At 42.6% G+C, this 25,347-nt stretch carries 21 protein-coding genes and 1 riboswitch; of the genes, 3 read left to right on the top strand and 18 right to left on the bottom strand.

The genetic code is table 11. The features are described 5' to 3' along the window. Positions 1-25: 25 nt before the first annotated feature. The 3 genes from FC98_RS01850 to FC98_RS01840 all read right to left on the bottom strand — a co-directional run bounded on the left by FC98_RS01850 (position 26) and on the right by FC98_RS01840 (position 2,769). Positions 26-673 carry a TetR/AcrR family transcriptional regulator gene (locus FC98_RS01850; protein ID WP_008857838.1) on the bottom strand — a complete coding sequence of 216 codons (648 nt, stop codon included), beginning with the start codon at positions 671-673 and terminating at the stop codon, positions 26-28. Between the two features lie 199 nt (positions 674-872). After that, a complete protein-coding gene (locus FC98_RS01845; protein WP_056949115.1) occupies positions 873-2,045 on the bottom strand; it encodes an ABC transporter permease in 1,173 nt (390 codons plus the stop codon). Next, positions 2,023-2,769 carry an ABC transporter ATP-binding protein gene (locus FC98_RS01840; RefSeq protein ID WP_008857840.1) on the bottom strand — a complete coding sequence of 249 codons (747 nt, stop codon included), beginning with the start codon at positions 2,767-2,769 and terminating at the stop codon, positions 2,023-2,025. Before FC98_RS01840 ends, FC98_RS01845 begins: the two co-directional genes overlap by 23 nt. 201 nt (positions 2,770-2,970) lie before the next feature. Between FC98_RS01840 and FC98_RS01835 the strand changes: the two genes are divergently transcribed. Then, entirely contained in the window at positions 2,971-4,572 is a 1,602-nt protein-coding gene (locus FC98_RS01835) for an APC family permease (RefSeq protein ID WP_056949114.1), read from the top strand. A gap of 283 nt (positions 4,573-4,855) precedes the next feature. Beyond that, positions 4,856-5,614: an exodeoxyribonuclease III gene (locus tag FC98_RS01830; protein ID WP_040471882.1), complete on the top strand. Its 759-nt coding sequence runs from the start codon at positions 4,856-4,858 to the stop codon at positions 5,612-5,614. A 130-nt stretch (positions 5,615-5,744) separates the two neighbouring features. Here FC98_RS01830 and FC98_RS01825 read toward each other — a convergent pair whose 3' ends face one another. From FC98_RS01825 to FC98_RS01790, 8 genes are all read right to left on the bottom strand, one after another. After that, entirely contained in the window at positions 5,745-6,665 is a 921-nt protein-coding gene (locus tag FC98_RS01825) for an ABC transporter substrate-binding protein (RefSeq protein WP_056949113.1), read from the bottom strand. Positions 6,666-7,095: 430 nt separating this feature from the next. Beyond that, the gene (locus tag FC98_RS01820) at positions 7,096-7,665 is read right to left on the bottom strand and encodes an ECF transporter S component (RefSeq protein WP_008857846.1); all 570 of its coding nucleotides are present in this window, start codon (positions 7,663-7,665) and stop codon (positions 7,096-7,098) included. A 96-nt stretch (positions 7,666-7,761) separates the two neighbouring features. Beyond that, positions 7,762-7,853: riboswitch (TPP riboswitch) on the bottom strand. A gap of 543 nt (positions 7,854-8,396) precedes the next feature. Then, a complete protein-coding gene (locus FC98_RS01815; protein WP_040471569.1) occupies positions 8,397-9,155 on the bottom strand; it encodes a sulfite exporter TauE/SafE family protein in 759 nt (252 codons plus the stop codon). Positions 9,156-9,261: 106 nt separating this feature from the next. After that, positions 9,262-9,705 carry a flavodoxin family protein gene (locus FC98_RS01810; protein WP_050806270.1) on the bottom strand — a complete coding sequence of 148 codons (444 nt, stop codon included), beginning with the start codon at positions 9,703-9,705 and terminating at the stop codon, positions 9,262-9,264. A gap of 609 nt (positions 9,706-10,314) precedes the next feature. Then, positions 10,315-11,109 carry a sulfite exporter TauE/SafE family protein gene (locus FC98_RS01805; RefSeq protein WP_420805273.1) on the bottom strand — a complete coding sequence of 265 codons (795 nt, stop codon included), beginning with the start codon at positions 11,107-11,109 and terminating at the stop codon, positions 10,315-10,317. Positions 11,110-11,453: 344 nt separating this feature from the next. Continuing rightward, on the bottom strand, positions 11,454-12,794 hold the full coding sequence (locus FC98_RS01800) for an APC family permease (protein WP_056949112.1): 1,341 nt from the start codon (positions 12,792-12,794) through the stop codon (positions 11,454-11,456). 217 nt (positions 12,795-13,011) lie between these two features. Then, positions 13,012-13,602 (bottom strand): DJ-1/PfpI family protein, encoded by a 591-nt coding sequence (locus FC98_RS01795; RefSeq protein WP_040470570.1) that lies wholly within the window; start codon positions 13,600-13,602, stop codon positions 13,012-13,014. A gap of 182 nt (positions 13,603-13,784) precedes the next feature. Beyond that, the gene (locus FC98_RS01790; RefSeq protein ID WP_008855303.1) at positions 13,785-15,227 is read right to left on the bottom strand and encodes an MFS transporter; all 1,443 of its coding nucleotides are present in this window, start codon (positions 15,225-15,227) and stop codon (positions 13,785-13,787) included. A gap of 309 nt (positions 15,228-15,536) precedes the next feature. Between FC98_RS01790 and FC98_RS01785 the strand changes: the two genes are divergently transcribed. After that, on the top strand, positions 15,537-16,652 hold the full coding sequence (locus FC98_RS01785) for a hypothetical protein (protein WP_056949111.1): 1,116 nt from the start codon (positions 15,537-15,539) through the stop codon (positions 16,650-16,652). Positions 16,653-16,904: 252 nt separating this feature from the next. Here the strand turns inward: FC98_RS01785 and recQ are convergent, their stop codons facing one another. The 7 genes from recQ to FC98_RS01755 all read right to left on the bottom strand — a co-directional run bounded on the left by recQ (position 16,905) and on the right by FC98_RS01755 (position 25,041). Further along, on the bottom strand, positions 16,905-18,677 hold the full coding sequence (recQ, locus tag FC98_RS01780) for a DNA helicase RecQ (protein ID WP_008855300.1): 1,773 nt from the start codon (positions 18,675-18,677) through the stop codon (positions 16,905-16,907). A 326-nt stretch (positions 18,678-19,003) separates the two neighbouring features. Further along, positions 19,004-19,987 carry a choloylglycine hydrolase family protein gene (locus FC98_RS01775; RefSeq protein WP_040470568.1) on the bottom strand — a complete coding sequence of 328 codons (984 nt, stop codon included), beginning with the start codon at positions 19,985-19,987 and terminating at the stop codon, positions 19,004-19,006. A 55-nt stretch (positions 19,988-20,042) separates the two neighbouring features. Continuing rightward, positions 20,043-20,918, bottom strand: a complete 876-nt coding sequence (locus FC98_RS01770) for an acyltransferase family protein (protein WP_008855297.1) — start codon at positions 20,916-20,918, stop codon at positions 20,043-20,045. 18 nt (positions 20,919-20,936) lie between these two features. Continuing rightward, complete coding sequence (locus tag FC98_RS14565) at positions 20,937-21,098, bottom strand: respiratory nitrate reductase subunit gamma (RefSeq protein WP_258430164.1); 162 nt, start codon at positions 21,096-21,098, stop codon at positions 20,937-20,939. 36 nt (positions 21,099-21,134) lie between these two features. Next, positions 21,135-21,791 carry a VTT domain-containing protein gene (locus tag FC98_RS01765; RefSeq protein WP_008855295.1) on the bottom strand — a complete coding sequence of 219 codons (657 nt, stop codon included), beginning with the start codon at positions 21,789-21,791 and terminating at the stop codon, positions 21,135-21,137. Between the two features lie 364 nt (positions 21,792-22,155). Next, positions 22,156-22,767, bottom strand: a complete 612-nt coding sequence (locus FC98_RS01760) for a sugar O-acetyltransferase (RefSeq protein ID WP_008855294.1) — start codon at positions 22,765-22,767, stop codon at positions 22,156-22,158. A gap of 132 nt (positions 22,768-22,899) precedes the next feature. Further along, the gene (locus FC98_RS01755) at positions 22,900-25,041 is read right to left on the bottom strand and encodes a DUF5776 domain-containing protein (protein WP_008855293.1); all 2,142 of its coding nucleotides are present in this window, start codon (positions 25,039-25,041) and stop codon (positions 22,900-22,902) included. Positions 25,042-25,347: the final 306 nt, after the last annotated feature.

Raw genomic sequence — 25,347 nt, 5'->3', positions numbered from 1 at the left:
TATTTTTAGATCATCTAAAATGAAATTACCCTTGGGGCTTCAAGCCATCGAGGATAAAGGTAACCGTTTCATGACTAGCTTGCTCAACGTCTAAGTCACCCCCATCCAGTACCTTAGGCAGTACGTATGATAAAACCGTAGCAAAAATATACTGAATAATACGCGCTAACGGCCATTTGACTAATTGGCCAGTGGTTTGATATTTCCGCAAACTATCCCCCAGGGGGCTATTAATAATATTGCCAATTTCACTGCCCACAAAATTTAATAAACTTGAATTACGGGTTGCCTCTTGTAAGAGAATGCGGATCTGTAACCGATTATCCATTGCAAATTGCATTCGATTTCTAATGACATAGGTGAGAAAGGCATCAATATCAGGGGATGCGTTCTCAGACATATCCACCATAAATTCAGTCACTGCCTTAGGTAAGACCTTATGAATAAAAGGATCAAGAATCGCCGCTAAAATTCCCTCTTTTGTCTTAAATTGCTTATAAACCGTTCCTTCAGACACAGCCGCTCGATCAGCAATATCCTTCGTACTGGTCCGGTCAAACCCTTGCTCAGAAAAAAGCTCCAAGCTTGCTTTCAATACTGCTTGCTGCTTAGTGGATAAATTGGATTGATCGATACTTTCATTAAATAGCGCTTTAATATTCCGATTAACCATTCGGGTTACCTCCTAAAAGTAAGTGAGCGGATCCAGGCGGTTAGGGATCGGAGCATAAGTCTCCCCACCCAGAAATCCCTGGGCTTGGGAGATTTTTGGGTGGGGTGCTTATGTGTAGATCCCTGCTTTGCGGAGCTGTCCTAATATAAGTGAGCGAAGCAAAGCACTTAGACTCCGGCTTCTGCTTTGCGAAGCTGTCCTACACCTGACGATAATGCCGCATTGATAACATATTGAGTGCTAAAAATACCACAATAAATATTAACAGAATTCCAAGGCTTGGCGCAATTGCCACAATGGATGCACCCTTTTGAATCACGTCACTCATCGACTGGGCGCCGTAGTATAATGGCATAATTTTCGCAACTGGCTGCAGCCAATCTGCCATTTGATTAACCGGAATAATCCCTGAGAAAAAGATTTGGGGAATCACGACGATTGGAATAAACTGAACCATTTGAAATTCTGACGAGGCAAAGGTCGATATCAACAATCCCAATGTTAACGCGACAATCGCTAACAATATATTAATCAGGAAAATATTCCAAATACTTCCAAGAATTTGAATGTTAAAGACGTAAATTGTAAACAGTACGACCAATAACGTTTGAATAAGGGCAAAAATTCCGTACCCCGACAAATACCCCATAATCACCTCGCCCCGCTTGATTGGGGTTGCCAATAATCGGTTCAAGGTACCAGTTGTTCGCTCCCGCAATAACGCAATCCCAGAAATCAGGAAAACAAAGAAGAAAACAACAAACCCGATTAGGATTGGCAACAATGTATTAAAATAGGTCGACTTACTACTACCATAAAGATAGTGAGTGGTGACTTGATAGTTTGGCGCATTTTTAACTGATTTATCCATGCTAGGTCGGCCAACCTGCCCATTACGACCAGCTTGCCCCATTTGCCGGGTAACCGCAGCCAAAGCAGCCTGCATCTTTTTTAAAGCTTTGGCTTGCGTCTTAATCACCGTCACGGCTGCTTGAGATTTCAATTGAATCTGCCCCTTTTGAAGGCTCTGCTTTAAGATCGCCGTCTTACTCTGATCACTATTTTGGAGTGTTAACGCCAAATGATCGCCACTTTGACTCAATACCCCGGCATAATCATGATCGTGAATGACCTTCTCAGCGCTTTGATTGGATGTTACTTCATGAATTTTGACATGCTTGTTTTTCACAGCACTTACTAGAGTGGTATTAACGTTTCGAACACCTAGTGAAGCCGTCTGGTCAGTATTTGACTGAAACAGAAAGTATAATAGTGACAAAATAAATAGGGGTGCAATAAACATCAGCGCTAACGTCCGCTTATCACGTAACATTTCCGTTAGAATTCGCTTAATCATTGTTAGTATGCGCATCTTGCTGCCTCCCTGCCTTTAAAAAGACTTCTTCGACTGAATGAACATCATATTCCGAAATCAATTGTTCTGGTGTTCCCTGAGCAATCGCAGCACCATTTCGAATCATCATGACTTCGTCGGCTTCCTCTGCGTCTTCCATTACATGAGTCGTCAACAGAATTGTCCGTCCGGCCTTTGCCAACTTGTGAAGTTCATTCCAAATTTGTTGACGAAGTTCCGGATCGATTCCAACGGTTGGCTCATCTAAAATTAGAATCTCTGGGTCAGAAACTAGGGCAATCGCCAATGACAACCGCCGCTTCATTCCCCCAGAATAATCTTTAACGTACTTTTTAAGGTCTGGTACTAAATTCACAATGTTAGCGGCGTGGGGAATCTTTTCTCGCAACTGTTTTCGAGCAATTCCCTGCATTGAGCCAAAAAACATCAGATTCTCTTGTGCGGTTAAGCTTTCATACAAGGCATCTGTCTGGGCCATAAAGCCAATTTTAGCTAACAATTGTCTGTTGGGCATCGCTGTATTCAATACAGTAACGTCACCCTTCATTGGCTTTAGCATCCCCATGATCGTGCTTACTAAGGTTGTTTTCCCTGCACCACTAGGACCGATCAATGCCAAGATCTCCCCGCTGTTAACCGTTAAGTTGATGTTTTTCAAAACGACCGTCTTACCATATCCCTGCTCTAAGCTACCCACTTGAATTACGTTTGTCATATTCATCACCCTTTTTTAATAATGAGTAAATACTCACTCATTATTATAAACACATTGATAGATTTTGCAAGCGTTCTCGTCAAATTGGTTTGATCAGGGAAAGAAAGCCGGTGTGCCAACCATTTTCGGCTATAATAACTGCTAACATTATTTGCATTCATTTTTATCTTTGTTAAACTAGTTGTCGACACTAAACAGGAGGTACTCATGGATTCAGAAAACACGACAAAGATTGGCCTTTTTCAACTGATAATGCTAACGCTAGGTTCACTGATTGGCTCGGGATGGTTATTCGGTTCTTGGGAAGCAACCAAGATTGCTGGTCCGGCCGCAATCATTTCTTGGGTAATTGGTGGGATTGTCATTGCAGCGATCGCATATGATTATGTCGAGATCGGAGCAATGTTTCCAGAAGCCGGTGGAATGAGTAGATACGCTCAGTATTCTCACGGACCGCTTTTAGGATTTATCGCTTCTTGGGCAAATTGGATTTCGTTAATCACACTGATCCCTATTGAAGCCGTCGCAGCGGTTCAGTATATGAGTTCGTGGCCTTGGTCATGGGCTAATTGGACCCACGTTTTCTTAAAAAATGGCACAATTACAACTGCCGGCCTAATGGTGGTTTTTATCTTCATCATCTTATTCACCCTATTAAATTTTTGGTTAGTTAAGCTTTTAACGAGCTTCACTAGCTTAATTTCGATTCTTAAAATTGGCGTGCCCGCACTAACGATTATCATGTTAACCGTTTCCGGGTTTTTCCCTCAAAATTACGGTCACTCACTGCATGAGTTTATGCCTTACGGAACCGCTCCAATTTTTGCGGCAACCTCGGCAGCCGGCATTATTTTTTCATTTAACGCCTTCCAAACGGTTATCAATATGGGGAGCGAAATTAAAAAATCGCGAAAAAATATTGGTCGTGGGATTTTTATCTCACTGTTAATCAGTGGCATCATTTATATTTTGATTCAAAGTACCTATATTACCGCTCTGGAACCTTCGTTGCTTGCCAAACGTGGCTGGAGCGGAATTGACTTCAACTCACCATTCGCCGATTTAGCCATCATGCTGGGGATTCGCTGGCTATCCGTGCTATTGTATATGGACGCATTCGTCTCTCCCGTTGGAACGGGTGTCTCATTCGCCGCTTCCACTGGTCGGGCACTTTACGCAATGGAAAGTAACCAGCACACTCCAAGCTTCATTGGTAAAATCAACGAAAAATATGGCATCCCCCGGGTTGCGATGATCGTTAACTTAATTTTGAGCATGCTGATGGTTTCTGTCTTCAGGTCATGGTCAACATTGGCAACCGTTATTTCGACCTCAACGCTAATTGCGTATTTAACCGGTCCAGTGACTGCAGTCGCTCTTCGAAAAATGGCACCGAACTTTAGGCGACCCGTTAGGTTAAAGAGCTTAGGTTGGATGGCACCATTATCATTCGTATTAGCGTCATTAGCCGTTTACTGGGCAATGTGGCCGACAACTGTTGAAGTTATTCTGGTGATTTTATTAGGATTGCCATTTTACTTTTATTACGAGTACCGGGCGGGCTTTGTGGACACTCGGAAGGCTTTCTTCTCAAGTATGTGGATGATTATTTACCTCATCTTCATTTCAATTATGTCTTACATCGGCAGCACGCAATTCAATGGCATTAATTGGATTCATTATCCATATGATTTCTTGGTAATTATCGTCTTCTCACTTGGATTTTATTATTGGGGAATCCACACAGCACGAGTTTTCCCTGATTTTTATCAGGCGAAAGAACTAAACGATACCGTAACAATAGAGTAAGCGGAACAAAGCGTTTAGAGTCCGGAGCATAAGTCTCCACCAGCGGAAATTCCTGGGCTTGGAATTTTTGCTGGTGGTGCTTATGTGTAGGACTCTGCTTTGTGGAGCGATCCTAATCTATATAAATGTAGAAGACATTTCTAATAGCAGCATTCAACCATTAGAATGACCGCAGCTAGTTAGCTTTTTCATCTTTCCTCCTGAAGATCAGATATAGTATGATAAACGTAGGATTAAAGTCCTTATCATTTTCATCTCAAATTGAAAAAGGATGGCTAGATTAATGAAATTCATATCATGGAATGTCAATGGCTTGCGGGCCGTTGTTAAGAAAGACTTTGATAAAACCTTTAATGACTTAGACGCTGATTTCTTTTGCATTCAAGAAACTAAGATGCAGGCCGGCCAACTCGCCTTGACGCTTCCCGGCTATCACCAATACTTTAATTATGCCGAACGCAAGGGCTATTCTGGAACCGCCATTTTCACCAAACATGCCCCCCTGAACGTTTACTATGGCATCCAATCTGATGAATTTGACCATGAAGGCCGGGCAATCACACTGGAATACCCAACCTTTTACTTGGTCACCAGCTACGTTCCAAACTCGGGCGCTAAATTAAAACGCCTTGATTTTCGAATGGGGTGGGACGTTGCCTTCCAGCAATATCTTGCCAATCTGAATAAGGAAAAACCGGTAATCCTTTGCGGTGATCTGAACGTTGCCCACAAAACAATTGACCTTAAAAATCCCCAAACAAATCACCATAACGCTGGGTTTACTGACGAAGAACGAAATTCCTTCAGCCACTTCTTGGACCAGGGATTTATGGATACTTTCCGCCATTTTTATCCAGATATGACAGATATCTATTCGTGGTGGAGCTACCGGTTCCATGCTAGGGATCGCAACGCGGGTTGGCGGATTGATTATTTTGTTGCCAGCAACCGATTAGCTGATCATATTAGTGATTCAAAGATTTTAACCGATGTTTTTGGGTCAGATCATTGTCCAGTAGAACTGTTGACCGATGATATTTGATCATACTTGATAGCTCAAACAAGGATTTGAAAATCACATCTTTAAATCAAAAAATCTCGTAAGGCTAGTATAAAAAACTAGTCCCACGAGATTTTTTTGATTGCTACAACTTTTTAACATCTTTCAATTACTAGATGTCCAGATAACGATTCGTAAACCCGATGTCATTTGGAATCATCTTACCCATCTTTTGCCTATTCAACCAGACATAGAACTTTTCCCACCGGGATTTATCAATCACACCCCAAAGTGAATTTGGCATACGGTAATGCTGACTAATTTCTGACTGGCTTGCAAGCACCAGCGATTCTTGTAAGCGTCTGTCCGGAACATACCGCATCAATATTTGGGCAGCGGCTTCAGGAAACCGTTCAGCAAACATGAATCCCTTGCGAGTTGCTTTTAAAAATCGTCTGGCAACGTCGCCGTGCTCTCCCAAAAAATGGGTGTTAGCTGCCAACACAGGCGTGTAATAATCAAATTCAGGCACATAATCCTTTACATAGTAAAAATGATAGTCTTCATTCTCGTCACTTAATCGGGCCATTAACCCTTCCCAGTGATGGTAAACGAAAATGCCATCATATTTCTGATCAGCTAAATCCTTCACTGGATCAAAAATCATATCATTGGGCACAATCGTCACCTGATTGTAGTCGCCGCCATCCGCGTTAATCGTATCCCGAATAATTGCCTGTTCGGTTGGATAGCCAAAGGTCGCATAAGTGTTACCAGTCAAATCTTTAGGGCGCGAAATCTGATGGTTTGTCAGCAAGCCCGATAAGTTGTGGTCAGTTAATGCGGCAATTGCGACTAAGGGGGTTTGTTGATCCTTTACAAACACGTCAGACAACGACATCTGTTCAGTAATGGCAAAGTCAGCCTTTCCCTGTAGCAGCCAGTCCCGACCATCACCGTGGTCATCGGGCATAAAGATTGATAAGTTTAACCCTTCGTCAGCGTAGTAACCATTTTCAATTGCCGTATAAAAGCCAGTATGGTTGGTATTGGGAATCCATTCCAGCGCTAATCTAATTGTTTCAGTTTTCATTTCGGTCTCCTAACTAAAAAAGTGAGCGGATCCAGGCGGTTTGCAATCGGAGTGTAAGTCTCCGTCAGCAAAAATTCCCGGTCTTGGAATTTTTGCTGATGGTGCTTACGCGCAGATTGCTGCCTGGAGGAGCTGTCCTAATAAAATAGTGAGCGAAGCAGAGCGGTTAGAAATTGGAACATAAGTCTCCTCTAACAGAAATCCCTGGTTTTTAGGGATTTCTGTTAGAGGTGCTTATGTGGAAGTTTTTGCTCTGCGCAGCTGTCCTAGTAAAGTGAACGGCGTCAGGCGCTTAGAAACCGGAGGGTAAGTCTCCTTCGAGGGGAATTCCCGGTTCTGGAATTTTTCTCGGAGGTGCTTACACGCAGGTTTCTGCCTGACGCAGCGGTCCTAATAAAGTGAGCGGAGCAAAGCGCTCACACATCAATTATCACTTTGCAGAATCGTCACTATTCACAACGTGGCTGCGTTGTAACATCTTCACAATTAACATATTAACAACTCCACTAAAAATAAACGTTGAAATTAATCGAATTATAAACAGAACGATCACTAACGTTGGCGAATATTTTGAGTAACCATAGAAAATCATTTCCCGGATAAACGTAATGACCGTCACGAAAACAACGCTCAAGCTTAAGCTAATCCAGTTCCAAACTTTATATCCAGTAACTAAATACCCAAGCTCAGCCCCGATTCCTTGGACAAATCCGGCAATAACTGCTGCCGCACCAAATTGACCACCAATAAACATTTCAACGATTGAGGCCAGCGTTTCAACCAACGTTGACGATCCCGGCACCCGAAAAAGTAAACCGGCAAGCGGCCCAGCCATCACCCAGACACCCTCCAATATATCATTGGCAGCTGGCGCCAACCCAAATGGCGTTAAGGCAGCAGTTAGCGTAGTGTAAATTGGTCCGAGGATCCAATAAATCACACCAAAAAATAAAGCGATTAATGTCAATGTAATGACATCCTTTAAAGAAAAACGACGCATACAAAAAGCACCTCCATAAATTGATGGGGTGCCAGAATTGCAAGATGGGTTGACTTAAATAATTGCACACAGATACGTTCGTTAGGACAAACGATCCCAACTGCCGTAAATTTTCCCTTCGCTGGTGCTAACCAGATCAGGTTCAATGAGTATAATCTCAGCCAAAATTGGCACCCCAGTTATTTTGTTCTCATAAATAATACCAAGGAAGTGGTGAATTGTAAACGAAATAGTGAGCGAATCCAGGCGGTTTGCAATCGGAGTGTAAGTCTCCACCAGCAGGAATTCCCGGTTCTGGAATTTTTGCTGGTGGTGCTTACGCGCAGATTGCTGCCTGGAGGAGCTGTCCTAATAAAATAGTGAGCGGAGCAAAGCGGTTAGAACTCGGAGCATAAGTCTCCACCAGCAGGAATTCCTGGTCTTGGAATTGTTGCTGGTGGTGCTTATGTGCAGAGTTCTGCTTTGCGCAGCTGTCCTAAATAAGTGAGCGAAGCAAAGCGCTTAGAAACCGGAACATAAGTCTCCTCTGATAGAAATCCCTGGTTTTGGGGATTTTTGTTAGGGGTGCTTATGTAGAAGTTTCTGCTCTGCGCAGCTGTCCTAATACACGAAGCCAACCCCAATCAACAAAAAAAGACGGCCAAGACAAATTTAATTGTCCCCACCGCCCTTGAGCACAAATGGTTCAATGCCCCTGCCAAGGTATCTCTATCATACAACAATCTTCTTAATTACCCAACCAAATCCCAAATTGTCTTAGTTAAGAAAATAAGCAGAACAATTATAATGATTGGCCGAGCGATCCTACTCCCAAACCGTTTATAATAGGCTGCCCCTAAAAAGTTCCCAACAATACTAAAAAGGCCAGCAACTAATCCCAGCAGCATCATGACCTTACCACTCAGCAAGAAAACGACCAAGGCTGTTACGTTAGTTGTTAAATTAATGACTTTAGTATTGCCAGCAGCCAAATTGATTGGTAGATGGGCGATTCCCGTCAACGTAATTAATAAGAACGTCCCCGTACCAGGACCATAGAAGCCATCATAGGCACCAAGCCCCAGCGAAATAGCAATTGTCAGCATGAATTGAGAGCTAGTTAATTTAGTATCCGCTAGTTTAGAATTTAATGCATGACGGTTTAATAGCAAGTAGAGCGCTGTTAGCGGCAAAATAATTAATAAAATAACCCGGAAATCGTTTTCGTTAATATGTAAGGCTAATTGTGCACCCAATGAAGATCCAATGATTGCGGTCACAACCGAAACTGCCGCCAGTTTAATTCGAATGTAACCACTACGGGCAAATTCAATTGTGGAAATAACGGTTCCCATCGCCGATGACAACTTGTTTGTCCCGACGGCGAAGTGAGCTGGAATTCCAGCTAGTAAATACGCTGGTAGCGAAATCAAACCACCGCCACCACCGATAGCATCCACGAAGCCGGCTAAGCAGACAAGGGGACAAACAATCAAAAAAGTAAGTAGCAAATACCCATCCTCCCTTCTGTAAAATTAGTCAGCCTATTGCCATCAGAAAATAAAAATGAGGCTAAAAGTTTGTTTGGCCTCATTAATTTCAGATGTTAATTGCTAATTATTCAACGCTCATCGTCTCTGCCTGCGCCATCGTCGAAATTGTTCCCTTAAATTGCATATCAAACCGTTGGGCAACATGATCCCACACATGTTTAATGTGCTCGATCGCATCACCAGGCGCCGTTCCTGTAATGACGAGGTACATATCCTTATCCTCAAACGGATTATCTTCTGAACGGACTTCGGTCATCCGGTCAATAAACGTCTTCATATAACCGGTCATATCTGACCAATAGATTGGTGTTCCAAACACTAATGTGTCAGCCTTAGCTACTTGACCGCATACCTTAGCAAAGTCATCCTGGCTACTTTCTTGCCCATACTGAGCAATCTTCATATCCGCTAAATTAACCGTCTCATATTTTTGACCATCAATAAGCGTTCTGGCGAGCGTTTCCGTATCGCCATCTGTTTCTGCACTTGCGTTAATAAACAAAATCATCTTAATACCTCCTAGTGAGCGGAGCAAAGCGGTTAGAACTCGGAGCATAAGTCTCCACCAACAGGAATTCCTGGTTCTGGAATTTTTGCTGGTGGTGCTTATGTGCAGAGTTCTGCTTTGCACAGCCGTCCTAAATAAAGTGAGCGGAGCAGAGCGGTTAGAAAGCGGAGCCTAAGTTACTCCTACTGAGGCCATGGGCTTCGGCCTTTGGTAGGAGTAGCTTAGGTGCAGCTTTCTGCTCTGCGCAGCTGTCCTAAATAAGTGAGCGGAGTCAGGCGCTTAGAAACCGGAGTGTAAGTCTCCTCTGAGGAAAATTTCTGGTTCTGGAATTTTTCTCAGAGGTGCTTACGCGCAGGTTTCTGCCTGACGCAGCTGTCCTAAAATAGTGAGCGGCCCAAAGCGGTTAACAACCGAAGTGTAAGTCGCCATCGAGAGAAATTCCTGAGTTTGGAATTTTTCTCGATGGTGCTTACGCGCAGGTTGTTGCTTTGCGCAGCTGTCCTTAGTAATCCTACTTTACGATACACCAGAATTTCTTTAATGGGATAAGGATTTGCTCCTATTTGAAACATTTCTGAGGATTTTTTTGGTTTGAAATGACTATTACCCTTAAAAGTACGCCTTCATGAACAAGTCAACTGCTAACCCGAACGCGAGTAGGCTAACCACTAATTTCAGCTGGCGTTCAGGAATAATCCGGACGATTTTGGGACCAATATAGCCTCCCACAAACAAACCAAGTCCAAGTGGTAAAACCAGCCACCAGTATATATGCGAGTTAAACGCGTAAATGAGCGTCGCAACAAGGTTTGAAGCCCCCAAGGAAACGTTCTTAAGCGCATTATACGATGAATACGGCATAGAAGTGATCGAAGACAGAATTGCCAACATCATAACCCCGCCAGCAGCACCAAAATATCCACAATAAGCACCAACCAATAAAACCGCAATAATTACAATTGCAGAAATCACTGTCCTTTTGTGGCTGTGAGTTGAGCCATCCAAAGCTATTTCCTGCTTGTTCGCAGAGGTCTTCTTCACCTGGGTCAAAAGAAGCAGCCCCGCCAATAAAATAAAGAACGGGACAACCTTTGTAAAAGATGCGGATGACTGCTGCAATAATAGGAATGAGCCAAAGATACTACCGATAATTGTCAACGGTAGCACCTTAATCAAGTCCTTCTTATGATCCCCTAATTCTTTTTGGGAAGACACCGTCGATCCAAAGCCAGTCATGACCAAGGCAGCGGTGTTCGTAACGTTGGCGAACACCGGTGGGATCCCGACCGATAAGAGTGCGGGATAGGAAACCAACGAAGCTAGTCCCGCTGTCGTGCTAACAATTCCCGATAAAATTCCCACGGGAAATAAGATCATGATCATTTGGAGCATGTGAGTTGTCATATGTAGCCATCTCTTTCTTGAAAATTTATACTGCTAAGTATTTGAAAAAAATATATAATATTAAAATACAATTAAATTATAATTAAATCAATATATTTGCATTCTTTTTGTCTTAGCAATTATTTTTCAGAAAGAGTTGGTATCAAGCTGGATCAAAATATCATTTTAGTTTAGGATTCTTTGAAATACTAGATTGAAACATTAATCCGATCACATTCACTTTTCTAATTTTCTCATCAATTTCAAGGCCAATTCAAAAAGCAGGCAAACTCAAGCAGGTATTCACACAACGGCTCTTTTAAAAAGTTTTGCATGAATTTTCAATCGCTTGAATTTACCCGTTCCTAAAATGGCCGATCCTTCTCCGCAATATCTCGTTCTAGCCCATTTATTTGACGATCACGGTCATCATAGAAATACCAAATGCCACTAAGGATAAGTACGATGAGCCCAGCAAAAATCAATTCAACTGAGAAGCTTAAAATAAGGTATGCCGTTACTAACAAAGCAACAATCGGGATAGTGAGGCCACCTGGTAACTTGAACCCTTGAGGTAGCTTATTGTGGTGTCGTAATTTAATGGTTGCCATAATTGTCGGTACGTATTGAACAAATGACGTGAACACAATGCACGATGCCAAAAAGAGGTAATTTCCGGCGAAAAGCATTAACGCACAAATAACTGCCGAAATTAATAACGACACCATTGGAACTCCTCGCTTGTTTTGGTGCCCCAGCATTCTCGGCAACAACTGATGCTCAGAAGCGAGTGAAGCGGCAATCATTGGTGTTGAAAACGAAACGGAAAGGGCAACTCCAAGGATTGAAATTAACATGCCTCCTAGCGCCAAATCATATCCGAATGTGCCAGCAAGATGATAAAAAGATGCAGCGACCGGAACATTATCGGTCGCTAAATTGGTGCCAGAAACCCCAATCGCTGTGAATTGGACAATCATGTAGAGGGTTGCTGAAGTTAACAACACACTGATTAACGCCTTTGGTAATGTCTTTTCTGGATTCTTCATTTTGGATGCGGCGATTGGCAAAAACGAGAAACCCGTAAACATATAAAACACCATGCCAAAGCCCTCGTTGAATCTACCAAACAACGGCGATTCATTGGTAAGACTGCCACTGACATTACTAAAATTAGCGGGATGAATGAAGAAAATACCGATCGTGACAAAGATGACCAGTACCCCCACTTTGGCAATTGTTGAAATGTTATCCACCCAGTCCATAAAGTTAGTCCCAACTAAATTGAGACACGTTAACCCTGCTAAAATTCCAAGCGCAGCTAACAAATAATTACTATGATTATTCAAGCCCGGAAAAACACTCCGGAGACTTGTCACAAAGGCGGAAATTTCCGTTGCCATCGTAATAATGCCGAGTAACCAAGTGTAAATACCAATCTCAAAACCAGCAAAACGGCCAAACGCAGTGTATGTATATAACCACGCACCACCATCACCAGGAATTTTGCTGGCAAGGTTTGCAAAGCACAACGCGACCATCAAAACAGCTATTCCAGCCAGCGGCATTAGCAGCATACTCAAATCACCGAGTTTAGCGTAAATTCGGCTGGGCATCAAAAAAATTCCTGAACCAATAATGCCATCAACGCCGAGAAGGAAGACGCTGAGAAAGTTAAGTTGTTTGGTTGTAGTGTGATGAGCCATGTCAAGGACTCCCTTTGATCTAGTATCTTTTAGATTGATTTTCGGCGACTATCAAAAGTGATGTAATCGATTACAAGATCATTTTAACAGTTGTCTTAATCTAAATATATATTATTGACTCGACCATTAGTCGACCTTAATGGTTGTCAGCACTGCAGAATTGACAGCAGTAACCCTTACGTTTGCTTACTAAGGCCTCAAGCCAAAAAGGTCATCACTAGAATGGATTCCCATACTTCTCGCAATAGTCGTAGAATCCCAACCGATACAAATCAACTGCTCTTTTAGCATCGGCTTGATGATCGCCAATAAGTCCTAGAGTTAACTCAGTAAAATCTAAAGCTGCAGTTCCATTCGCAGTTACCAGATTTCGATCCCTTACCGCTTGTTTTTTCAAGAAACCAGCTTGATTTTGATACTCTGGAAAGTCCCGCCACAGATACTGAGCATTTCCCGTGTGCTGGTAATTGTTTAAGAATCCATTCTTTGCCAGAAAGTCAACGGAACCACAAATCGCCGCCAACGGTAATTGATTATCCAGCTGATCCTTAATCAGCTTTTTTAAATTTGAATCTTCCAGTGTCCAAGATTTGCCACCAATCAATATTAGAAGATCAATTTTAGAGTCCCGACCAGCCTCAGCTACCGCCTGGTCTGGTTCAGTTACCACCCCACCAATTGACGTGATCGTTTTTTGATTCGAAGCAACTTTTACCTGCCAATCCTTTCGCTGATTCAATATTCCCGTTAGATAACCAGCTTCCCAGTCCGCGTAATTATTTAACAATACGACAACTGCATTCTTCATTCGGTTTCCTTTCGACATAGAATTCAAATTTGCTTATAACAGCTGCGAACCTATGTTCGGTTAAAATTGTACAATATAACCATTATTTTAACAATGGCTCTCATCCTAATCCGCAACGTAACACGTATCCTAGGATTAGAAAAATCATCAGCAACAAAGTTTTAACCGAAAAAAGGTGCCCGCTAATCGGACCCCTTCGCAACAACCTTATCCGAATTTCTCCTTGAACCTAAATATCTAACTAGCACAACAATCAGGGCAATCGCCGAGATCACCGTTGCCATCCAGAACACATTATAGAACGCGTGGACAAACCGATCCCCGACTGCCCTGGTGATCCGAGTCACTCCTGGGAGTTGGAAGAACAACATTGATGATGCAAAGCTAATGCCAATCGTCATCCCAAGTGTTCGGGCAAACGAATTAAGCGATCCGGCAATCCCCGACATTTTTTTATCGACCATTCCCATCGTTAACGCATTGTTAGGCGACAAGAAGATCGCCATGCCAATTCCGTTCAACACAATTGGTGGAATTATCTGCCACATATTAAGGTTTTGCGGGAAAAACGCATAGCCAACTTGCGAAATCATCAAAATCAACAATCCAACAACCGTCATCAGCTCCCGATTAATCCGGTCAGCCAAGACACCTGCAAATGGCGTTGTCATCAACATGGTAACCGACTGCAACATAATTACCAACCCACTTGTAAATGGGCTCATGCCGTTATAGCTCTGCAGATAGAACGGTAACAAAATATTCGAAACGGAATTAACCATCATAACCAGCATTAACGCCAAGATTGAGGTCATAAATCCCCGATTGTGTAGTACTTCCGGCGCAATCCATGGCAAATTAGATTTATCATCTTGGACAAATGAGTAAACGGTAATCGCGCCACCAATGGCGAAGAATAGCAGGCCCATGAGTAGCTGTGAACGGCCGCTTTGGAAGAAGGAACCGCTCAAAAAGAAGATGATAATCCCCAATGTAAATAGGTTCTGACCAGTCCAATTAGCCCCCTTAGTAACTTCTCGAACGTGTGACCAGGACTCCCGTGGCACTGGCAAAAACTTGAAACCTAACCATAGGATAAGAATCCCCAATGGAATATTAATCCAATAAATCCACCGCCAGCTAGCAACCGAAATAATAAAACCACCAATTCCAGGCCCAGAAATCGAGCCAACCGAAATAAACATGGAAATCATTGCTAACGCTTCGGCCCGCCGTTTGTCTGGGAAATACTCGGTCACAATCCCCATCGAATTAGCCATAATCATCGCGGAACCAATTGCTTGAATCACCCGGCCAATTAAAATAATGACAAAATCAGGCGCAAATCCGGTAATCGCCGACCCAATTAAGAAAGCAATTCCCCCGGCTAGAAAGACCGCGTCCTTAGATAAAATATCACCAATATGCCCAAACATCACCAGCAAAATAGCAGTTGTTATTAGACCAATCTGAACAATCCAAGTTGCCATACTACTTGAAATATCCATCGAAACGGCAATCTTTGGAATTGCTAAATTCGTACTCGAACCCGACAAAGCTGTTAAAAGCGAAAATAGCCCTAACACAAAAATAATTGACAGGTTCTTTCCCCGACTTGAATCCATGTTACCCCTCCTCACTCTTTACAACTATTTATAACACTAAACGCTCTAAAAGTAGGAAAAGGTGCTTATCTTTATAGAATCAGTGGCTACGTATCTATTAGTCGAGATGATTAATGATCGTATTAATGATCCTTACAACTAAATAGGTCCATGCAACTGATAAGTTTGAGGGCCTAAAGCTCGTAGACGTGGTTAAATTTCTCCCCAAAAATTTAGGTCATGTTCGCTAGGCGATAGTGCTCTCCGTCTGTATAATGAGTACCTGAGGGGAACATACTATCCCAACTACAGGTTATTAGAGGCGATAAAATGGACAATCTTCAGCAACTCCAATCACTAAATCATTTAAGTTTACAGACACTTGCCACGAAAATTGGCATCTCTTTACCAACTATGAAAAAGGTCATGGCCAACGGACCCATCGCCAAACGAACTGAAGCCAAAGTAGCCGAGTTCCTACACAAAAACGTTGGTCACGCACGATTATTCCTTGATGAAACCTATTACAAGGCGACAAAAAGTGCAAATACTATGAGCCTGTCCTGCGTACTTATCAAGGCTGATAATGCCTGCGATTCTTTTAGAGAAAGCATGTATCCACTTGGCTGGCGGCCAGGTGATGAAGTTAAGGCAGCTGGGAAAGATATTGATACGTTGGTTAATTTGCTTTCAACCGTTTCAAATGATGATATTCAAGCGTTCTATACCAAAACATTAACCACTTACGATGACATCCCTGAATTAAAGTTTATCTGTCCCTACATTGTCACAATCCTCGAAACACTCACCCACTTACAATTTGAATCAATCAATCACTTGGACATCTTTTTAGATATGCGTAACGAATTTTCACCTGAAGCACTATCTGCCGGGAGTCAACTTTTGAAGGCCTTTCTAAAATTAATGAGGTGTCAAATTGGCAGTTTACAGCTAATAGCCAAAGATAGCCGAAACTTCATTGGTCTCCAATACGCTGACTTTGTGGCTAATTTGTCAATGCGAGCAAAAGAGACGCAATTGACAACAGCGAAGATCACCTCCCTGACCGTTAATAAAAGTGAGCGTAACCAGATGCTGCTAACGCTATCTGGATTGCAGCAACGTATTATCAGACACCATCGCGTTGCAAGTATCCCCGCTAATCCACCTCAAACAATTAAATACTTACTTGAATGTATTCGAGAGGTTGCCTACCGAGAACGAACCAGTCAAAACCGATCATCCTTCGGCCAACTTAAACAAGCCATGCAGCTATGTACCGACCAACTCCCAAAGGCTGACCAACATATCATCCTAAATGCCAAAGCTTCTGATTTCATTGACATGGAGGCCAGAGCATGCATCGCCTTACACAGCAATTTAAATGGGATTAATTTAAAAACCAGAACGTTTAATCAAATCATGAAAATGATCGATGCAAAATGAGCGCAAAAACGGCTGAGACATTAGTCATTTCTTTCATTTGTAATGGCAGCTTTGATCACTATTCACAATAGGACAACTGCGCAGAGCAACATTCTGCTTTGCTCACTTGTTTATACTGACCAAATCTAAGGAAACGACAAATTCCTGTCACTTAACGAAAGCGGGCCACTATTCCCCAAACTAGGAATAATGGCCCGCTTTCATTAAATTCTGAGGTCTAAATACCTACCCCAGTCTCTGCTATGCCCATTTTCAACTTACCGAATCAGCCGTGGCATCCTTAAAATCCGCAATCACTTCCAAGAACTCAGCGCCATACTTATCCATCTTGCTTTCGCCGACACCTTTAACGTCCAGCATTTCGGATGCCGTGGCTGGCATGACCGCACTCATTTCGTGCAATGTCTTATCCGAGAAGATAACAAACGGCGGCACACCCTGCTTTTCAGCAAATTCACGCCGTAATTTTCGCAACTCCTCGAACAAATCATCATTTTCTGGCAATGCTTTGGTCGCTTTAACTGACGTCTTTCGGGAAACCTTTTGCTCGCCCTTGAGAACTGCAAGGCCTAACTTGGTCACCTTTAAAACTGGGAATTGGCCGCCACTGGCAATTAAATAACCAGCTGCTGTTAAGTAATCAATCAAGCCAACAATATTCTTCTGTGACTTCCCTTTCATAATGCCATAGGTTGAAAGTTGATCGAAGCGAAAATTTTTAACCTTTTGCCCCTTTGAGCCAGCCAATACCAGTGCCACCAGGCTCTTACCAAAGTGCTCGTTCATTCTGTAAACGCATGACAACACCTTTTGCGTATCAACGGTAATATCCTGTGACTCACGCGTGTCCAAACAGTTACTGCAGCGGCCACAAGTCGGCCCATCCTCACCAAAGTAGTTAAGAATGAATTGCTGGAGGCACTGTTCGGTATTGGCATACTCAGTCATTACCTGCAGCTTCTGATACTCCCGACGTTTGCTGGGTTCGTCTCGTTCTGATTGGTCGATAAAGAATCGTTGGGTCTGCACATCGGCAATCTTAAACAGTAAAATTGCTTCACTAGGTAACCCATCCCGACCAGCCCGGCCAGCCTCTTGATAGTATGCTTCCAAGCTACCAGGGACCGAGTCGTGAATGACAAACCGAACGTTACTTTTATCAATCCCCATTCCAAATGCATTGGTAGCAACCATGACCTGCGCCCGATCATATAGAAAGTCATCTTGATTATGCCGGCGTTCATCTTTTGACAACCCGCCATGATACATGGTGACTGAGAATTTGTGTTTCTTTAACAGCTTCGTCAGCCGCTCAACTTCCTTACGAGTGCTAGCATAAATAATGCCTGACTCATCAGGATTGAGTTTCAAATAATCCAGCAAATACCGATCGCTATCTTGATCCTTCACGACCTTGAAAGAGAGATTGTCCCGTTCAAAGCCGGTCTTAACTTCTTCCTTGATTCCCAACCGTTGCTTAATATCCGCCGCGACCCGTGGTGTTGCCGTTGCGGTTAGGGCAACCACGGTTGGATTCGATGGCAGCTGATCTAGGTGATCCGTTAACGCCAAGTAACTTGGTCGGAAATCATGCCCCCATTGCGAAATACAATGAGCTTCGTCGACTGCCACTAAGTCAATTGGTAGCTTTGCTAATCGGAAAAAGGCGCCAGAGTCTAACCGTTCTGGGGAAACATATAGCAACTTAATGTCACCATTAGCCGCTTGGGCAAACCGTTCATCAATCTCATCATAATCCAAGCTACTGTTAATAAAAGTCGCTGGAATACCATTTTCGTTGAGTGCATCCACTTGGTCCTTCATCAGGGCAATTAGGGGTGAAACCACCAACGTTACCCCACCCAACAACATCGCCGGAATCTGGTAACACAGCGATTTGCCGCCACCGGTTGGCATAATTGTCAGCACATTTTGATGCGTCAAGATATCGTTAATAACAGTCTCTTGCCCTGGTCGAAAGCTGTCATAGCCGAATTTAGTTTTTAGAAGTTGTTGAGGTGTCATTCGTTAATCTGCCTTTCCAGTTACCTGCTTATATAGACTAAATACGTCAAAGCCTTTCAAATTCATTAAATAATTCGATATCCAGTTTGTGGATTGATTATTAAAAATACTCAATTCAAGAATCTTACTTTCATATAGTATCATAAAGATTATTCGTCGTAATCACAAGTAGCCTCGATCAATGGTCAAACAAAAAAGTCAGCTTTTTGAACGATATGAGCTGAACCCCTTAAATTGAATTTCTCCAATTCAAGGGGTTCAGTTCAATACTCAAAAAGCCGACTTTTTAAGTTACTAAACCGTTAGTCCATCACCAATTTACAATACTAGTTCAGCTTTTGAAACTGCTGCTGATCCGCAAGTGGAAATTCTGTCGGGACTGGTTTACTCATTAATTCTTCAGTGAGTGTTACCTGATACATCGTCTGATCAGTGTATGGCTGCATGTAATACGTTAAGTTTTGGGTGTCCATATAGCCCCGATATTGCGTATAATCTTCGGTGCCGTCTTGCTTAATTTTGACTCCTTTTGGAATCTCCACCGCATTTAAAACGTGACTCAATTCAGTGACGGTTTGGTCGGTTGTCATTTGATCCGTATACTCGCGCATGTAAACCGTTCGGATAAATCGGGAAACCGAGGTATAGTCACCCGGCATCCCCAACGCACCACTGCCGGGGCCAAACGACGATACTTGATAACCGTCATAATTTCTAGCTGGGTGTGGTGTTGGCTTAAGCTCCGTATAATTACTCAAATTTTTTAAGTGCCAGTTGAAATCTGGGCTATTAGTCATCACGCCAACCGGATTTTTCATGTAATGAATGCCGCTTTCAGTGACTTCCAAAACATCGCTTTCACCTGTTCGATCCGTTACGATCCAATGCAATGGCACGCTCTTACCCATAAGTTGAATTGGGGCGTTAACAATGTTTAATTGCTTCAACAAAGTTCCTAACTCCTGGCAACTAGATGCATTCCCCAAAATCAAGTTAAGAACTTCGTGCGGGGCAATGTTGATCTTGCCAGCTTTGGGCTGGTCGGCAAACTTAGCTTCACCGCTAAAGTAAAGGGCAGCAGCACTTACCCCCTTTTCATTGACACCATCAACTAATATGTAATGACCTAAATTCCTGCCAGCACCAACAAATCCATATTTAAGATGGTACTTCGAATCCAAAACATCACTCGGTAACGTCTGATCCCGAGGCATCACAACCGGCCGGCCTTTCAATTCAAACCCAAAATCCATTGTCCGAGCTAAAAAGTTATCACCCGTTTTTGATAGAAACGTGACACTTGTGCACATGTTTACCACTCCTTTGCTGTCTAGTTTACAAGTGTCAGATAGATTTGCCAACGAGTTAAGTAGTCCACGTAACTGGCAGATAATCGCGCAAATACTGATACATCATCGAAATCAGCACCGGAACCATAACAGCTAATACCAATTGCGGCATCCAATTCAGTCCACTTATTTTACAAATATCTAGAATAAATTTGTGGGCATACATAATGATCAACGTATGTCTCCCGATAATTCCAAAAAAATTCCCCAGTGGTATTTTAGCAGTCCACGATGCAGCAATAAATACCACAAAGCTAAAAAGTAGTGGAATTGTAAGCAGTAATATTACTTTAGGAAGACTACTAATAATTTCATGAGATTTCATCGATAATCTAAAATTGAACAAATTAAAATAATGCCCAGCCAGGACACCAACTGCTAATCCAATCATCCCCACCTCTAGCCAACCATTCTTAACTGATCTCTGAATAAATTGAAACCCTAAATAGCCGCAGAGCATATAAAAAATTGTCATTAATGTGATATCTAGATCCCAAGGAAGCGTCTTAAACCCTTCAATTGACACCCCAACAATTGTGTACCACGTGCTTAGATAAAGGCCCACTATTCCAATAGTTAATTGAAATAATTTAGATTTTATGACTGAAATAATCAACGTTACCACAACTGACGTAATGAGATAAACTTCGATAAACCAGAAAGTAGACGTATATAAGTTTAACGTTCGACCACCAATTAATACGCGAAACAAATGATCAAGCGTAAATGCCAATGGCTTCTTATGAATAAACGCGTAGGCAAACACCAACGCAATTCCACTGAGAAAATAAATCTTCAATTGTGGGAAGATTCGTTTGCGGAAATATTTTTCAAAACCTATGAGCGACACTGGTTGCAAGAAAAAGCCGCCTACAATAAAGAAAAGTGGCATGTGCCACCAGTATATTGATTATTTTAATAGGCCTGTCGTGACCATATGCCCGAGAACAACTGCGATAATTCCGTAAGCCTTCGTAATATCAACCCACGCCACCCGTTGGGAATCATGAATCAAGCTTGAATTGCTCTGCCAGATAACCCTCATTATTGTATATCTCTCCCATTTTCCTATCTTAATGACTTACGAGCGCCCAACAACATGAACAAGTTACATTAATTGCTTATTATTCCCAAAATATCTTTTCTTTAATGCCATCAATACTATTGGCAAGACAGAAGCCACTGCGATTCCAATAAAGATGAGTTCAAAATGGGCCTTAATAAAGGGAACCGTTCCAAAAAAGTAACCTGCTAAAGTGACCCCCAGTACCCAAACCAGTCCACCAACAACGTTGTAAACTAAAAATGTTTTCGTAGGCATTTTACTTAGCCCAGCGGTGAACGGAATCATTGTACGAATAACTGGTACAAACCTACCGATCGACACCGCTAAATTGCCATGGTGGGCAAAAAATTGATGAGATTTAGCTAACGGCAGCTTTTTAATTAACCTTGTGAATTTCGTTTTTCGTTTTAGGTGATGAGCGATCCTTGACCCTATTTTAAAATTAACAAAGTCCCCGGAAATCGCTGCTAATACAAATAGCGGCATTAGGATTTCAATTCTTAGCGAACCCGCAAGCACTGATAGTGACCCGCAAAGAAATAAAATAGAATCTCCTGGTAAAAAGGGGCAAAAGACAAGCCCCGTTTCTGAAAAGATGACGCCAAACAAGCCAACATATATTAATGAACCATAAGTTTCCATTAGCTCTGGTAACAAGCTTTGAATATGGAGACCGGATGCAAGTAAAGCAGTTATCATTAAAATTCCCTCCTCGCTTATTCGGATAACCACATGATAAAGGATTAAATTAGCTATATCTGGTGGCAAAGTATAAGCATTGTTTGAGAATTTCTCAGAATTAGGACATCTCTATTTTTAGATTTAGTGATGTGAAGGTTACTAAAACACATAACAAGACCAAGAAAATAACTATTTTACTTTTAGGGTTCAAAAAAAGAGACTGCGATAATGAGGTATACTCCAGAATTCAACCAAAAAAACGCCATCATCCTCGGTTTTAGAATGGTGGCGCTTTTTAAAATGATACAATTTTAAAGAAATCCTCAATATCAAAGATACTACCCTGCTTACACAACAGTAAAGTTTTATTAAATTCGGGAAATCAAAACAACTCTTTTTTTAACCGAATATTGTCCCCAACTGTAATCATGCGGATCACCTTGCAAGGATTACCCACTGCCAGTGAATTGGCCGGAATATCTCTGGTCACAACACTGCCAGCGCCAATAACCGAGCCATTGCCGATCGTCACACCACCGATCACCGTGACGTTACTGGCCAACCAGCAGTTGCTTTCAATCGTAATTGGTTTGGCATATTCTTTGCCGGGGAGTGATGGGTCGGGCATAAAGTTGCGGTCTTGGTATCGCAATGGATGCATTGGGGTGACAAGCGTCACGTTAGGTCCAAACAATACATCATGGCCGATCGTGACTGGCCCGCTATCTAGAATCGTAATGTTAGTGTTACCGTAAAATCGTTCCCCGATAGTCGTATGATCACCATAATCAAAGAAAATGGGGCCCTGAAAGTAAATCCGACCGCTAGTATGCGGCAATAACCGTTTCAACAAATCATGCCGCTTATCATCTTCATCATCAAATGTATCATTGTATCGTTTACATAACCGGTGGGCCAACCGTTGACGAGTCAATAATTTTGAATCACGTGGGTTGGTGAGCTTTCCGGCTAGCATCCGTTCCGTCTCGTTCATGGCATGCCTCCAAAGTCGTAAAATTTGTGTCGGTAAATGCAGTGTCTTTTGAATCTAGATTGAGTTAAGCAAGCATCATCCTTTTTTGAACTCATTCCAGATAATTCTTGGGGTTAACTAATCAGTTCGCACTCATTTAATAATCCTCACAAACTGGGTATTAGCCGTAATATAGCCGCCCTTTACCAACAGTCGCTTTGTTCCCGCCTGGGTAAACGACGCTTCGTGACTATAGGTATAGCCATTGACCTTTAAAGAAGTTCCCTTCTTGCATGACCCGTTTCGCTTAGTCAAGTTAGCATCCTGATACCTGTTGATGGCCTGTTTCACAACAACTCGTTTTGGCATTTTTAGCTGACCCATTTGAACTAACTTACGATTACCAGTAATATAGTTGCCGTCAGCCAGCTGATAACGCGTGGTTAAACGATGATCAACAAATCCAGTCATCTTGAGAACTTGACCTTGCTTATACCGCTTGACCTTTTTAGTCAAATTTCGGTTCTTGTAGGCATTCACGCCCTTGGGATTAACTACGGTTAAATGTGAGTGATTAGCTTGGTAGTAAACCGAACGCACGTATTTAGCATTGGCAGTAATATAGCCAGTTTTGCCCGCATTTTTACTATCATGATTCACGTCACGAACCCAATAACGCAGCCGCCCAGCCTTTGAGTACCGAACCCCATCAATTACAAACATGGGGCGAAAAATCCTGGGCTTCTTGACGTAGCTGGCTTTTCGTTCAGCCTTCTTAAAGTTGACATTTTTGTACAGGTAGATCTTCTTCAACGCATAAACTGCCGTCGGCGTTACCGTAGCTTCTTGAGTGGTGGTCTCAGTTGGCTGGGATTGGGTCGGCCCCTGCGTTTGATTTGGCTGTGTCGTTTCAACGGATTCACCAGGTGTGATCGTCCCCGTTGGATTGTCTGGAATCACATTCTTGCTGTAAACCAGCTTGAATGTCTGGGATTGATCACTAATTGTACCGGTTTGTCCAGGTTCATAATTTTTGAATGTATAACCGGCAATCGGCAGCTTGTACTGGCTTGCTGACAGATCAAAGGGTTGACCAATTGAACCAGTGATGGTTTGCGGGGTATGAATTTGATTTCCCTGCTCATCTACATACGTCACGGTTACTGATTTGGCAACCGGTGGCGTGATCGTATAAGGAAGAAAATACGTTAATACCGGGAACGGATAGTTCACATTATTGCCCGGGAAATAACGGTATTGGGCAATCATGTAATAAGTGTATGGATTGTGAACCACCGTGGCGCTTGACCCCCAAGGATCGGTATTATCCATGCTGGGCTGAATTTGGGGAGCCAGGCCACTATAGTCAATGTCATCGCCATTCACAGCTGCCTTGCCCGGAGCAACGTTCTTACCATAGATGCCATTCCGAAACACCTGAACATGTTGATACGGTGAAGTTGTTTCTAGCGGAAAACCACTAGCAGTTGTTCCCGTGGCAATCCACTTTGGATCGTATGGTTGAAACGGCTTGATGTCAGTTGTTTCGGCATTTTGAGGCAGGGCCTCTTTGAATGGTGCCTTCCAAGTGTACGAATTGCTCGGCAAATCTTTGGCTGGTAAAACCACTATTTGATTTAAATAATTGAATCCATCGGTATACTGTTTGGCATTCAAAACGTTTAAATTTGTAATGCAATTATCATTGATATATAAGGTTTTAACATTTGGCAACGCCGCAATCGGCGAGATATCCGAAATCCGGTTACCACCCAGGTCAATATAGGTTAGCTTTGTCAGCCCTTTGAGGGGTGAAATGTCAGTAATATCATTGTTATAAAAGTGATGACCGTAACTATAGTTCACACTGATACTTAGTTTAGTCAAATTAGTGGCATATTCAATTCCCTTCAACGAATAATTACCAGGATTAACCGGTCCCAATGCCCCATTGCCGCCATCAACCGGTTCGGTGGCGTTGTTTTCTGCGGTTGTGCCAGCTGCCGGCCACTCGAGGTCCTTCAGCTCAGCCAAATCGGCCTTGAAACTTTCAAGGGTAAAATCACCTAGCTGAAAAGAGTCTGGAACAATCCCTTCATGCTTCAGGTTTAGTAGAACTAATTGCTGCAGTTTCTGATTGGGCATGATATCGTTAATGGCCTGCTGATCAGTGATTGAATCAGCTTGAGCAATGGTCACAGTTGGAGTTGATGTAATAATAGTTGCTCCGACACCAAAAAGGACCGTCATGCCTGAAATTGCTATAATCGTCATGAATTTCTGACCAAATTTCATTTCATAGTCCCCCTCTTAAAAAAGTGAGCGGATCCAAGCGGTTAGGGATCAAAGCGGATGTCGCCTCTACCAGAAATTCCCGGTTTTGGAATTTTTGGTAGAGGTGCTTACGCGTAGATTCCTGCTTGGAGGAGCTGTCCTAAAAAGTGAGCGGATCCAAGCGGTTAGGGATCAAAGCATGCATTTCTGCCATCAGTGATCGCCTGGCTTAAGCTTTTATTGTAATCGCTTACATGTGATCTATAACCGACATGTTTAGCATAACCGCCTCTATATAAATGTTACCACTGGATACTCATAGCCTAG

It is taken from the genome of Lentilactobacillus kisonensis DSM 19906 = JCM 15041 (assembly GCF_001434135.1).
Taxonomy (GTDB): domain Bacteria; phylum Bacillota; class Bacilli; order Lactobacillales; family Lactobacillaceae; genus Lentilactobacillus; species Lentilactobacillus kisonensis.
The sequence above is the reverse complement of the archived record's forward strand: the minus strand, read 5'-3'. Positions and strand labels throughout refer to the sequence as shown.

What these genes read in the sequence shown, in the direction of transcription:
- FC98_RS01850 (WP_008857838.1), bottom strand. Translation starts at nt 673, where the DNA reads ATGGTTAATCGGAATATTAAAGCGCTATTTAATGAAAGTATCGATCAA.
- FC98_RS01845 (WP_056949115.1), bottom strand. Translation starts at nt 2,045, where the DNA reads ATGCGCATACTAACAATGATTAAGCGAATTCTAACGGAAATGTTACGT.
- FC98_RS01840 (WP_008857840.1), bottom strand. Translation starts at nt 2,769, where the DNA reads ATGAATATGACAAACGTAATTCAAGTGGGTAGCTTAGAGCAGGGATAT.
- FC98_RS01835 (WP_056949114.1), top strand. Translation starts at nt 2,971, where the DNA reads ATGGATTCAGAAAACACGACAAAGATTGGCCTTTTTCAACTGATAATG.
- FC98_RS01830 (WP_040471882.1), top strand. Translation starts at nt 4,856, where the DNA reads ATGAAATTCATATCATGGAATGTCAATGGCTTGCGGGCCGTTGTTAAG.
- FC98_RS01825 (WP_056949113.1), bottom strand. Translation starts at nt 6,665, where the DNA reads ATGAAAACTGAAACAATTAGATTAGCGCTGGAATGGATTCCCAATACC.
- FC98_RS01820 (WP_008857846.1), bottom strand. Translation starts at nt 7,665, where the DNA reads ATGCGTCGTTTTTCTTTAAAGGATGTCATTACATTGACATTAATCGCT.
- FC98_RS01810 (WP_050806270.1), bottom strand. Translation starts at nt 9,705, where the DNA reads ATGATTTTGTTTATTAACGCAAGTGCAGAAACAGATGGCGATACGGAA.
- FC98_RS01805 (WP_420805273.1), bottom strand. Translation starts at nt 11,109, where the DNA reads ATGACAACTCACATGCTCCAAATGATCATGATCTTATTTCCCGTGGGA.
- FC98_RS01800 (WP_056949112.1), bottom strand. Translation starts at nt 12,794, where the DNA reads ATGGCTCATCACACTACAACCAAACAACTTAACTTTCTCAGCGTCTTC.
- FC98_RS01795 (WP_040470570.1), bottom strand. Translation starts at nt 13,602, where the DNA reads ATGAAGAATGCAGTTGTCGTATTGTTAAATAATTACGCGGACTGGGAA.
- FC98_RS01790 (WP_008855303.1), bottom strand. Translation starts at nt 15,227, where the DNA reads ATGGATTCAAGTCGGGGAAAGAACCTGTCAATTATTTTTGTGTTAGGG.
- FC98_RS01785 (WP_056949111.1), top strand. Translation starts at nt 15,537, where the DNA reads ATGGACAATCTTCAGCAACTCCAATCACTAAATCATTTAAGTTTACAG.
- recQ (WP_008855300.1), bottom strand. Translation starts at nt 18,677, where the DNA reads ATGACACCTCAACAACTTCTAAAAACTAAATTCGGCTATGACAGCTTT.
- FC98_RS01775 (WP_040470568.1), bottom strand. Translation starts at nt 19,987, where the DNA reads ATGTGCACAAGTGTCACGTTTCTATCAAAAACGGGTGATAACTTTTTA.
- FC98_RS01770 (WP_008855297.1), bottom strand. Translation starts at nt 20,918, where the DNA reads ATGCCACTTTTCTTTATTGTAGGCGGCTTTTTCTTGCAACCAGTGTCG.
- FC98_RS01765 (WP_008855295.1), bottom strand. Translation starts at nt 21,791, where the DNA reads ATGATAACTGCTTTACTTGCATCCGGTCTCCATATTCAAAGCTTGTTA.
- FC98_RS01760 (WP_008855294.1), bottom strand. Translation starts at nt 22,767, where the DNA reads ATGAACGAGACGGAACGGATGCTAGCCGGAAAGCTCACCAACCCACGT.
- FC98_RS01755 (WP_008855293.1), bottom strand. Translation starts at nt 25,041, where the DNA reads ATGAAATTTGGTCAGAAATTCATGACGATTATAGCAATTTCAGGCATG.